This window comes from Luteimonas endophytica (genome assembly GCF_029887875.1).
Classification (GTDB): Bacteria; Pseudomonadota; Gammaproteobacteria; order Xanthomonadales; family Xanthomonadaceae; genus Luteimonas; species Luteimonas endophytica.
This window is the reverse complement of record NZ_JARXRM010000028.1, coordinates 296,957-308,030: the sequence shown is the minus strand read 5'-3', so window position 1 is coordinate 308,030 and position 11,074 is coordinate 296,957. Positions and strand designations below refer to the sequence as shown.

Here is an 11,074-nt window from a genome sequence, read left to right as displayed (position 1 = left end):
TGTGATCTCTCAGTAGGTTGTTCATCCGGGGTGATCCCGGAACACTGGAGGTGCGACCCATTCAGCACCCCAGGAGCCCCGGATGAACCTGCATAAACATGCCCGTCTTACGCCTCGCGGTCGAGCCCTGCTTGTGGAACGGGTGATCGAGCACGGTCTTCGGGTCGAAGAAGCCGCCCACGCTGCGGGTGTGAGCACTCGAACGGCCTACAAGTGGTTGCGCCGCTTCCGCGAGGAAGGCCCGGGAGGGCTCCAGGACCGTTCGTCGCGCCCGCTTCGCTGCCCCAGTGCCACGCCGGCGCCGGTCGTCGAGCAGGTAGTCGCCCTGCGTCGCCAGCGGCGGACCTATCGCCAGATCTCGCTGGCACTGCCCGTCGGCCGGAGCACGATCGCGCGGCTGATGCGTCGTGCCGGTCTGCATCGACTGGCCGAGCTGGCGCCAGCGCGCCCGGACCACCGCTACGAGTACCCACAGGTGGGTGATCTGTTGCATCTGGACATCAAGAAGCTGGGCCGGTTCTGGCGCCCCGGACATCGCGTCACCGGCGCTCGCCAGGGCACTTCGGATGGCGCCGGTTGGGAGTTCGTCCACCTTGCCATCGACGACCACTCCCGGATCGCCTTCGGTACCGTCGAGAACGACGAACGTGGCACCAGTGCGTGCCGGGCGCTGCTGCAAGCGCTACGGTACTACCGCGGCCTTGGCATCACCTTCGCCCGGGTCATGACCGACAACGGCGCCTGTTACAAGTCCCGGCTGTTCCGCCGGCTCCTGCGCCGACTGGGCCTGCGCCACCTGCGCACGCGCCCCTACACGCCCCGTACCAACGGCAAGGCCGAACGACTGGTCCAGACCACATTGCGCGAGTGGGCTTACGCTCGCTCCTATGACAGCTCAGACCAGCGGCGCCAGGCCCTGCCTCACTGGCTCCATCAGTACAACTGGCATCGACCACATGCCAGCCTCGGCTACCGGCCGCCTATCAGTCGCCTCCAGCGTCCACTGAACAACGTCCTGGGTTTACACACCTAGACGCCCGTGTCCGCAGGCCAGCGCCAGCCGAGGATCTCCGGCATGTCCTCGCCGTGGGCGTGGACGTACTGCCGGTGCGCGATCAGCCGGTGGCGCATCCGCTGCTTGGCGTAGGCCGCCCGGGCACCCAGCCCCGGGACCCGGTCGATCACGTCGATGACCAGGTGGAAGCGGTCGATGTCGTTGAGCACCGCCATGTCGAACGGGGTGGTGGTGGTGCCTTCCTCCTTGTAGCCGCGTACGTGCAGGTGGGCGTGGCCCGCGCGCCGGTAGGCCAGGCGGTGGATCAGCCACGGATAGCCGTGGTAGGCGAAGATGATCGGCCGGTCGCGGGTGAAGATGCCATCGAAGTCGCGGTCGGACAGGCCGTGCGGATGCTCGGACTCCGACTGCAGGGTCATCAGGTCGACCACGTTGACCACCCGCACGCGCAGCTCCGGGAACTCCTCGCGCAGGATCGCCACGGCCGCCAGCGTCTCCAGGGTGGGCACGTCGCCGCAGCAGGCCATCACCACGTCCGGCTCGCCGCCCTGGTCGCTGCTGGCCCATGGCCAGATGCCGACCCCGGCCTCGCAGTGGCGGATCGCCGCCTCCATGTCGAGGTACTGCGGCTGCGGCTGCTTGCCGGCGATGATCACGTTGACCAGATCGCGCGAGCGCAGGCACTGGTCGGCCACGCACAGCAGGGTGTTGGCGTCGGGCGGCAGGTAGACCCGGATCACGTCCGCCTTCTTGTTGACCACGTGATCGATGAAGCCCGGATCCTGGTGGCTGAAGCCGTTGTGGTCCTGGCGCCAGACATGCGAGCTGAGCAGGTAGTTGAGCGAGGCGATCGAGCGCCGCCACGGGATCTCGCGGCACACCTTCAGCCACTTTGCATGCTGGTTGAACATCGAGTCGACGATGTGGATGAAGGCCTCGTAGCAGGAGAACAGGCCGTGGCGGCCGGTCAGCAGGTAGCCCTCCAGCCAGCCCTGGCACAGGTGTTCGGACAGCACCTCCACCACCCGCCCGTCGGGGGAAAGGTGCTCGTCGACCGGCAGCAGCGGGCCGATGTGGCGCTTGCCGCTGGCCTGGTAGATGTCGGCGAGGCGGTTGGATGCGTTCTCGTCCGGAGCGAACACCAGGAAGTTGCGCGCCTCCAGGTTCTTCTCCATCACCTCGCACAGGTAGCCGCCGAGTACGCGCGTGGCCTCGGCGTCGACGGCGCCCGGGGCGGGGACGTCGACCGCGTGGCCGCGGTAGTCGGGCAGGCGCAGGTCGCGGAGCAGGGCGCCGCCGTTGGCGTGGGGCGATGCGCCCATCCGCCGGGTGCCGGCCGGCGCCAGTTCGCGCAGCGCAGCGACCGGGCCGCCGCGTTCGTCGAACAGCTCCTCCGGGCGGTAGCTGCGCATCCAGGCCTCGAGCTGCGCCAGGTGCCCGGGGTGGTCGCGCAGGCCCGCCAGCGGCACCTGGTGCGAACGCCAGGTGCCCGCCACCGGCTTGCCGTCGACGCTGGCGGGGCCGGTCCAGCCCTTCGGCGTGCGCAGCACCAGCACCGGCCAGCGCGGCCGTTTCGAAGGCGCGCCGGCGCGCGCCTCGGCCTGGATCGCGGCGATCCGGTCGAAGACCGTGTCCAGGGTTCGCGCCATGTCCCCGTGCACGGTGCCCGGGTCCTCGCCGCCGACGAAGAACGGCTCGTAGCCGTAGCCGCGGAACAGCTGCTGCAGCTCCTCCAGTTCCATGCGCGCGAAATAGCTCGGGTTGGCGATCTTCCAGCCGTTGAGGTGCAGGATCGGCAGCACGGCGCCGTCGCTGGCGGGGTTGAGGAACTTGCTGGCGTGCCAGCTGGCGGCCAGCGCGCCGGACTCGGCCTCGCCGTCGCCGATCACGCAGGCGACGGTGAGCGCGGGATTGTCGAACACCGCGCCGTAGGCGTGCGCCAGCGAATAGCCGAGTTCGCCGCCCTCGTGGATCGAGCCGGGCGTCTCCGGGGCGACGTGGCTGGGGATGCCGCCGGGGAAGGAGAACTGGCGGAACAGCAGGCGCATGCCCTCGGCGTCCAGCGAGACCTCGGGGTAGACCTCGCTGTAGCTGCCTTCCAGCCAGGTGTTGGCGACCATCGCCGGTCCGCCATGCCCGGGCCCGGCGATGTACAGCATCTCGAGGTCGCGCTCGCGGATCAGCCGGTTGAGGTGCACGTAGATGAAGTTGAGGCCGGGCGTGGTGCCCCAGTGGCCGAGCAGCCGCGGCTTGACGTGGTCGAGCGTCAGCGGCTCGCGCAGCAGCGGATTGTCCTTCAGGTAGATCTGGCCGACCGAGAGGTAGTTGGCCGCGCGCCACCAGGCGTCCATGCGCCGCAGCAGTTCGCGGTCGGGCCCGGTGCTCGTGCTGGTGCTGGCGTTGCTGGGCATGCCTGTCTCCGGGGCCGGCGCGGGGGCGCCGCACGCGGCGCCAGCCCGAGTATGGCCAAGGCCGGGTCATGGTCGCGTGGCGGCGTGGCGCCGCCTTCGCGGCTCAGCGGCGTGCGGCCGGTCGCACGCCGGGCGACCGCCGCGAACGCCCACGGGTGCCACCGCACCCGCCGAATCGGCGAGAATCCCGGTTCTTCCCCAAGGATCCTCCGCATGGCCGGTGCCAGCCTGCTCACCCTGCTCGACGACATCGCCAGCATCCTCGACGACGTGTCGGTGCTGACCAAGGTCGCCGCCAAGAAGACCGCCGGCGTGCTCGGCGACGACCTGGCGCTCAACGCCCAGCAGGTGACCGGGGTCAAGGCCGACCGCGAGCTGCCGGTGGTCTGGGCGGTGGCCAAGGGGTCGGCGCTCAACAAGGTGATCCTGGTGCCGGCGGCGCTGGCGATCAGCGCCTGGCTGCCGTGGGCGGTGCTGCCGCTGATGATGATCGGCGGCGCGTATCTGTGCTACGAGGGCTTCGAGAAGATCGCCCACAAGATCCTGCACCGCGACGAGGCGGCGCGGCGCCACGCCGAGCACCTGCAGGCGATCGCCGACGAAGGCGTCGACGTGGTGGCGCGCGAGCGGCAGAAGATCAAGGGCGCGATCCGGACCGACTTCATCCTCTCGGCCGAGATCATCGTGCTCTCGCTGGGCGTGGTGGCGGGCCAGCCGTTCCTGCAGCGGGTGCTGGTGCTGGTGGCGATCGCCGCGGCGATGACTGTGGGCGTGTACGGGCTGGTGGCGGCCATCGTGAAGCTGGACGACCTCGGGCTGCACCTGGCCGGCCGCGGCGGCGCGCGCGCGGCGATCGGCCGCGCCATCCTGGCCGGCGCACCGTGGCTGATGAAGGGACTGTCGGTGGCCGGCACGGCGGCGATGTTCCTGGTCGGCGGGGGCATCCTGGTGCATGGGGTGCCGGCACTGCATCACGCCATCGAGGCGGCGCTCCCCGACGGAATGCTGGGCTCGCTCGGTGCGGCGCTCGCCAACGCGGCGGCCGGCATCGTCGCCGGTGCGGTGGTGCTCGCCGCGGTCTCGCTGTTCCAGCGCCTGCGCGGCGGCGCGGCAATGGCCCACTGAGCCGGCGGCGACCGATCGCGTCGTGACCGGCCTGCCGCCGCCGGCGATCATCGCGCGGGCCAGGCCGCTGGCTCCGCGGCGAGAGCGGCCCGCGCCGGACCCGGAGCCCCGCGGCGCTTGCCGTGGACAGGCGCATCGCCGGCGATGCTGCGGCGGGGGCCGGTGAGCGCGATGGAGGCACGGGTCGACGTGGCGGTGATCGGCGGCGGCGCGGCCGGGTTGATGTGCGCGCGGGTCGCCGGGGCGCGCGGCCTGCGGGTGCTGGTGCTGGAAGGGGCCAACCGCGTCGGCAAGAAGATCCTGATGTCCGGGGGCGGGCGCTGCAACTTCACCAACACCGGCACCGCGCCGGAGAACTTTCTCTCCGCCAACCCGCACTTCTGCAAGTCGGCGCTGGCGCGGTACACCCCCTGGCAGTTCCTGGAGCTGGTGGAGCGGCACCGCATCGCCTGGCACGAGAAGGAACTCGGCCAGCTGTTCTGCGACGAGTCGTCGAAGCTGATCGTGCGGATGCTGCTGGACGAGTGCGCGCGGGCCGGGGTGCGCATCGAGACGCAGTGCGGCATCGAGCGGGTGGAGGTGCAGGACGACGGCGCCTTCGCGATCGACGGCCGCTTCGGCCGGGTCGTCGCCGGCAAACTCGTCGTCGCCAGCGGCGGACTGTCGATCCCGAGCATGGGCGCGAGCGGTTTTGGCCATGCGCTGGCGCGCCAGTTCGGCCACGCGCTGCAGCCCACCCGTGCCGGGCTGGTGCCGCTGACCCTCAGCGGCCGCCACCTGGAGCGGCTCGGGGACCTGAGCGGCGTGGCGCTGCCGGTCGCCGCGACCTGCAACGGGCAGACGTTCCGCAATGCGATGCTGCTCACGCACCGCGGCGTCAGCGGTCCGGCGATCCTGCAGATCTCGTCCTACTGGCAGCCCGGCGATCCATTGCAGCTGGACCTGCTGCCCGGGCGGGACGCGCTCGCGCTGCTGCAGCGCTGGCAGCGCGAGCGCCCGGCCGCCGAGCTGCGCACGCTGCTGGGCGAGGTGATGCCGAAGCGCTTCGCGCAGCGCCTGTGCGAGCACTGGCTGGCGAGCCGGCCGATGCGGCGATACCTCCCGGCGGAGCTGCAGGCGATGGCCGCGACGTTGCGCGAGTGGCCGCTGGTCGCCAGCGGGACCGAGGGGTACCGCACGGCCGAGGTCACGCTGGGTGGGGTGGATACCGGCGAGGTGTCGTCGTCGAGTTTCGAGTCGCGGCGGGTGCCGGGGCTGTACTTCGTCGGCGAGGTGCTGGACGTGACCGGCTGGCTCGGCGGCTACAACTTCCAGTGGGCCTGGGCGTCGGCGCATGCGGCAGGGGAGGCGCTGTGAGGTCCGCGGGCGCGGGGAGGCGGGCCGGGGAGGCGTGACACGTCGCTCCCCGATGCGCGTTCGGTCGTCACTCATCCCCGGCCCGCCCGGTGGCGATGGAGCGATCTGGCCGGGAAGCGGCTCGCGGAACGCTCGTGCGGCGTCGATTTTGTTTTTCCGCTTTGCGCGAGATGCCGCGTGGCTCTTCCGGCGTTCGGCCGCGCACCTGCGGTCGCCCGCCGGAGCAGTCAGGAACGCCGCGTGGTGCTTGTGGCCGGCTGAACGGTAAAGGTGCGGTTCTTCAGGCCGCCGGGGGCGGGCCGATAAGGCACGTACCGGCAGTTTCCGTCGGCGGCGCGTTCGCCGCCTGCGGCGCCATCACGCAGATGAACGCCATGAGTACGCCCCCCCCGAACAGCTTCGCCGCACTCCGGGCCAGGTTTTCACAAACCGGGCTCAAGACCCGCTTCCTGATCCTGGGGTTGTCCAGCGCCGCCGCCCTGGTCGCCATGGCCGGGTTCGGCCTCTATGCCGAGCGCAACGCGCTGCTGAGCGAGCGCCAGGCCGCGGTGCGCGCCACCGTCGACGTCGCCCACGGCGTGATCGAGGGCTACGTGGCGCTCGCCGCCGACGGCACCCTGGACCAGGCCGAGGCCCGGGCCGGCGCGCTGGCGGCGGTGCGCCGGCTGCGCTACGGCGCCAGCGGCGACGACTACTTCTGGATCAACGACATGCACCCGCGCATGGTCATGCATCCGATCAACGCGAAACTGGACGGACAGGACCTGAGCGAGTACGAGGACCCCGAAGGCACACGGCTGTTCGTGGCCTTCGTCGACCAGGTGCGTGCGCACGGCTCGGGCTTCGTGCCCTACCTGTGGCCCAAGCCGGGCCATGAGGAGCCGGTGGCCAAACTGTCCTACGTGCGCGGCGTGGAGGCCTGGGGCTGGGTCGTGGGCTCGGGCGTCTATCTCGACGACGTCGACGCCGCGGTGTGGGCGACCGGCCGGCAGGTCGGCGGTTTCTTCCTGGTCACCCTGATGCTGCTGCTGGGACTGAGCTGGGCGATCGCCCGGAGCATCGTCCGGCCGGTCTCGGCCGCCACCACGGCCGCGCGTCAGATCGCCGCCGGCCAACTCGACGGCGCGGCGCTGCAGGGCGGGCGCGACGAGGTCGGTCAGCTGCTCGAGGCGATGCAGACCATGCGCGACCGCCTTGGCGCGGTCATCGCCGGCCAGGTGGAGATGGAGCGCCGCCACGATGCCGGTGAGCTCAGCTACCGGATCGACACCGGCGCCTTCGAAGGCGCGTACGCCGAGATGGCCGCCAAGACCAATGCCCTGGCCGCATCGCACATCGACGTGATGAACCGCCTGGCGGAACTGACCCAACGCTACGCGGTGGGCGACCTGTCCGCCGACATGCCGCAACTGCCCGGCGAGAAGGCCGCGCTGACCGAGGCGATGCGCGCGACCAAGCGCAACCTCGGTGCGGTCAACGCGGAGATCGGGCGCCTGGCCGCCGCGGCCGCGCAGGGCGACTTCAGCGCCCGCGGCGACGAATCGCAGTACCAGTTCGCATTCCGCGAGATGGTCACCGCGCTCAACACCCTGATGAGGGAAGCGGATGCCGGCCTCACCGATGTCGGCAGGATCATGGCGGCGCTGGCGGATGGCGACCTGACCCAGCGCGTGGAGCGCAGCCACCAGGGCGCGTTCGGCGAGCTGGCCGGCGACGTCAACCGGACCGTCGAGCGGCTGGCGACCATCGTCCGCGGGATCCAGGCCTCGGTGGCCTCGATCCGCACCGCTTCGGGCGAGATCGCCGCCGGCAACTCGGATCTTTCGGCGCGGACCGAACAGCAGGCCGCGTCGCTGGAGGAGACCGCCAGCTCGATGGAGGAACTGACCTCCACGGTGAAGGCGAACGACGAGGGCGCGCGCCAGGCCAACCAGCTGGCCGCCGGTGCCGGGCAGGTGGCCGAGGCCGGGGGCAAGGTGGTGGCCGAGGTGGTGACCACCATGGGCGCGATCAGCGAATCGTCGAAGCGCATCTCCGACATCATCGGCGTGATCGACGGCATCGCTTTCCAGACCAATATCCTGGCGCTCAACGCCGCGGTGGAAGCTGCGCGCGCCGGCGAACAGGGCCGCGGGTTCGCGGTCGTGGCCTCGGAAGTGCGCAGCCTGGCGCAGCGTTCGGCAGCCGCCGCCAAGGAGATCAAGTCGCTGATCGAGGACTCGACGCGCAAGGTGGCGCTGGGCACCAGCCTGGTGGACCGCGCGGGCACCACCATGCAGGAGATCGTGACCTCGGTGAAACGGGTCAACGACCTGATGAGCGAGATCACCGCGGCCAGCGCCGAGCAGAGCTCGGGCATCGAGCAGGTCAACCTGACGGTGATGCAGCTCGACGAGATGACCCAGCAGAACGCCGCACTGGTGGAGGAAGCGAGCGCCGCGGCGCGCAGCCTGGAGGATCAGGCCGGCGGGCTGGCGACGGCGGTGGCGGTGTTCCGCATCGGCCAGGAGACGGCGGGGCCGCGGCAGCCGGCGTCGCCGACCCCGGCGGCGGCGCGTCCGGTGCCCCGGGCGGCATCCGGCGGAGCTGCCGGAGGGCGCAGTGCGGGCTCAGGTACGCGGCCCGCACCGAAGGCGCCCCCGCCCCGGCCTTCGCTGGCCGCCGCCGAGGACGACTGGCAGGAGTTCTGAACGATTGGCGGCGCCGGCCGGCCGACCTGGCCGGCGGGGCCGCCATCCGCGTGGATCCTTGTGGATCGTGAGCGACTGCTGCGCGAACATGCCCGGCAGGGCGTTTTCCGGTCGCCCGCATCTCGCGGGAGGACGCCGTGATCGATCCGCTCAGCGCCGACTAGGCGCGCCGCCGCCGACGACCAGGCGGACGCTCAACGCCCGCCGCCGCTGTCGGGGTCGCGGATCGGCGGAATGGTCGGATCGGTCGGCTGATCGGGCATCGGATCGATGGGCCGGTCGGGCACCGGGTCGCGGCCCGGGTTCGGCACCTGGCCGGGGATCGGGTCGGGCCGGTCTGGGTCCTGTCTTGGATCGTGGGTCTGCATCGTTATGCGGCTCCGTGGTCCGGTCGCCCGACGATGCGCGCGCGAGCGCGTGGCCTGCGTGAAAACGGAGCGCGGACGGACCGCGCCTGCCGCCGAGGTCGCGGCCACCGGGTCATTTCGCCGGGCCGCTCAATCTGGCCGGCTCGGCGCCGATATCGAATGCGCCCCCGCTCCAGTGTCCCTTCGCCATGCTCGTCATCGCCGGTTTCGTCGTCGTCATCCTCAGCGTGGTGGGCGGCTATCTGCTTTCGCACGGCCAGCTGCTCGCGCTCTGGCAGCCGTTCGAGCTGCTGATCATCGGCGGTGCCGCCCTGGGCGCGTTCGTCGCCGGCAACCCGATGAAGGTGGTCAAGGGCGCCGCCCGCGGTATCCCCGGCCTGCTGAAGGGACCGAAATACACTCGCGACGACTACCTCGAAATCCTGTCGATGGTCTACGACCTGCTGCAGAAGATCCGCCGCGAGGGATTCATCGGCATCGAATCCGACATCGAGCAGCCCGGCAGCAGCGCGCTGTTCGCCCGCTACCCGCGGCTGGCCGCCGACCATCACCTGATGGAGTTCGTGACCGACTGCCTGCGGCTGATGGTGGGCGGCGGCCTGGCGCCGCACGAACTGGAGCAGTTGCTCGAGGTGGAGCTGGAAACCCACCATGCCGAAGCGGCCGAGCCGGCCCACGCCGTGCAGACCCTGGCCGATTCCCTGCCCGGTTTCGGCATCGTTGCCGCGGTGCTCGGGATCGTGATCACGATGGGCATGCTGGGCGGCGAGACCTCGGCGATCGGCGCGCACGTGGCCGCGGCGCTGGTCGGCACCTTCCTCGGCATCCTGCTGGGCTACGGTTTCGTGGGCCCGCTGGCCTCGGCGCTCGCGCACCGCGCCCACGAGGAAGGCAAGGCGTTCGAGATCATCAAGATGGCGCTGGTCTGCAACCTGCGCGGCTATGCGCCGCAGGTGGCGATCGAGTTCGCGCGCAAGCTGCTGTTCTCCGACGTGCGCCCCAGCTTCACCGACCTGGACGTCCGGCTGCGCGCGCGCAAGGCCGCGGGATGAACGCCACCGAACAGCCGATCATCATCGTGCGCCGCGTGCGCAAGGTGGCCGGCAAGCACCACGGCGGCTCGTGGAAGGTCGCCTTCGCCGACTTCGCCATCGCGATGATGGCGTTCTTCCTGGTGATGTGGCTGATGGCGGTCGCCTCGCCGCAGGAGAAGGCCGCGATCTCGGAGTACTTCCGCAATCCCAGCGCGGTGCCCGGCACCAGCCTGGTGCCCTCGGCGGGCGCGATCGGCGCCGGCGGCGCCGCCAACGATGTCATCCGCGTCAGCGGAGCGATGGACCCCCCGACCGGCCCGGGCACCGACATCGGCGGCGCCACCGATGCCGCGGAACAGGCCCTGCGCGAGCAGGACCGGCGCCAGCTCGAGGCGCTCGAGCGCGAACTGGAAGCGGCGATCGAGGCCAGCCAGGCGATGGCGCCGTTCAAGGACCAGCTGCTGCTCGACATCACCCCGGAAGGATTGCGCATCCAGATCGTGGACCGGCAAAACCGGCCGATGTTCGAGCTCGGCCGGGCCGAGCTGATGCCGTACGCCGATGCGATCCTGCGCGAGCTGGTGGTGTCGCTGGACGCGGTGCCCAACCGCCTCAGCCTGGGTGGACACACCGACGAGACGCCCTACCAGGGCGGCGAGCGCAGCTACGGGAACTGGGAGCTGTCGGCCGATCGCGCCAACGCCGCACGCCGCGCGCTGGTGGGCGGGGGGCTGCCGGAAGGGAAGGTGGCCCGGGTGGTCGGGCTCGGCGCTTCGGTGCCGTTCGACAAGGCCGACCCGCGCGGTGCCGTCAACCGCCGCATCAGCCTGATCGTGATGAACCGTGCCGCGGACGAGGCCGCGGCCGAAGGCACGTTCCATGCGGTCGCAGGAGGCGACGCGGTCGCCGCCTTGCGCTGACGGCAGCGCCGCCGCCGCGGCCGCATGACCTGCGGAATCATGGCGACGTGACGTCGAACGGCGCGGCGCGCGCGACCTCGCCGCGGGTCGCCAATTCGCGAGGTGTGCGCCGGCTGGCGGGTGGCCGCTGGCATGTTGGCGAGGGCTTCACCGCA

8 protein-coding genes are annotated in these 11,074 nt (G+C 71.2%); 6 read left to right on the top strand and 2 right to left on the bottom strand.

What is annotated here, in order from left to right:
* Positions 1–82: 82 nt before the first annotated feature.
* Positions 83–1,033, top strand: coding sequence for an IS481 family transposase (locus tag QFW77_RS08865; RefSeq protein WP_280572438.1), 951 nt, complete (start codon positions 83–85; stop codon positions 1,031–1,033).
* Here the strand turns inward: QFW77_RS08865 and QFW77_RS08860 are convergent.
* Positions 1,030–3,426 (bottom strand): phosphoketolase family protein, encoded by a 2,397-nt coding sequence (locus QFW77_RS08860; protein ID WP_280574168.1) that lies wholly within the window; start codon positions 3,424–3,426, stop codon positions 1,030–1,032. The two genes, QFW77_RS08865 and QFW77_RS08860, sit on opposite strands and share 4 nt — an antisense overlap.
* Before the next feature lie 213 nt (positions 3,427–3,639).
* On the opposite strand from QFW77_RS08860, the gene QFW77_RS08855 reads away from it, so the two are divergent.
* From QFW77_RS08855 to QFW77_RS08845, 3 genes are all read left to right on the top strand, one after another.
* A complete protein-coding gene (locus QFW77_RS08855) occupies positions 3,640–4,551 on the top strand; it encodes a DUF808 domain-containing protein (RefSeq protein ID WP_280574166.1) in 912 nt (303 codons plus the stop codon).
* 171 nt (positions 4,552–4,722) lie between these two features.
* Positions 4,723–5,907: a BaiN/RdsA family NAD(P)/FAD-dependent oxidoreductase gene (locus QFW77_RS08850; RefSeq protein WP_280574195.1), complete on the top strand. Its 1,185-nt coding sequence runs from the start codon at positions 4,723–4,725 to the stop codon at positions 5,905–5,907.
* A gap of 374 nt (positions 5,908–6,281) precedes the next feature.
* Complete coding sequence (locus QFW77_RS08845) at positions 6,282–8,597, top strand: methyl-accepting chemotaxis protein (RefSeq protein WP_280574165.1); 2,316 nt, start codon at positions 6,282–6,284, stop codon at positions 8,595–8,597.
* A 194-nt stretch (positions 8,598–8,791) separates the two neighbouring features.
* On the opposite strand, the gene QFW77_RS08840 is transcribed toward QFW77_RS08845, so the two are convergent.
* Positions 8,792–8,965 (bottom strand): hypothetical protein, encoded by a 174-nt coding sequence (locus QFW77_RS08840; protein ID WP_280574164.1) that lies wholly within the window; start codon positions 8,963–8,965, stop codon positions 8,792–8,794.
* A 188-nt stretch (positions 8,966–9,153) separates the two neighbouring features.
* Here QFW77_RS08840 and motA point away from each other — a divergent pair, with 188 nt between their 5' ends.
* Together motA and motB are read left to right on the top strand one after the other, a co-directional pair.
* A complete protein-coding gene (motA, locus tag QFW77_RS08835; RefSeq protein WP_280574162.1) occupies positions 9,154–10,017 on the top strand; it encodes a flagellar motor stator protein MotA in 864 nt (287 codons plus the stop codon).
* The gene (gene motB, locus QFW77_RS08830) at positions 10,014–10,919 is read left to right on the top strand and encodes a flagellar motor protein MotB (RefSeq protein WP_280574160.1); all 906 of its coding nucleotides are present in this window, start codon (positions 10,014–10,016) and stop codon (positions 10,917–10,919) included. The genes motA and motB overlap by 4 nt, the downstream gene beginning before the upstream one ends.
* Positions 10,920–11,074: the final 155 nt, after the last annotated feature.

What these genes read in the sequence shown, in the direction of transcription:
- QFW77_RS08865 (WP_280572438.1), top strand. Translation starts at nt 83, where the DNA reads ATGAACCTGCATAAACATGCCCGTCTTACGCCTCGCGGTCGAGCCCTG.
- QFW77_RS08860 (WP_280574168.1), bottom strand. Translation starts at nt 3,426, where the DNA reads ATGCCCAGCAACGCCAGCACCAGCACGAGCACCGGGCCCGACCGCGAA.
- QFW77_RS08855 (WP_280574166.1), top strand. Translation starts at nt 3,640, where the DNA reads ATGGCCGGTGCCAGCCTGCTCACCCTGCTCGACGACATCGCCAGCATC.
- QFW77_RS08850 (WP_280574195.1), top strand. Translation starts at nt 4,723, where the DNA reads ATGGAGGCACGGGTCGACGTGGCGGTGATCGGCGGCGGCGCGGCCGGG.
- QFW77_RS08845 (WP_280574165.1), top strand. Translation starts at nt 6,282, where the DNA reads ATGAGTACGCCCCCCCCGAACAGCTTCGCCGCACTCCGGGCCAGGTTT.
- QFW77_RS08840 (WP_280574164.1), bottom strand. Translation starts at nt 8,965, where the DNA reads ATGCAGACCCACGATCCAAGACAGGACCCAGACCGGCCCGACCCGATC.
- motA (WP_280574162.1), top strand. Translation starts at nt 9,154, where the DNA reads ATGCTCGTCATCGCCGGTTTCGTCGTCGTCATCCTCAGCGTGGTGGGC.
- motB (WP_280574160.1), top strand. Translation starts at nt 10,014, where the DNA reads ATGAACGCCACCGAACAGCCGATCATCATCGTGCGCCGCGTGCGCAAG.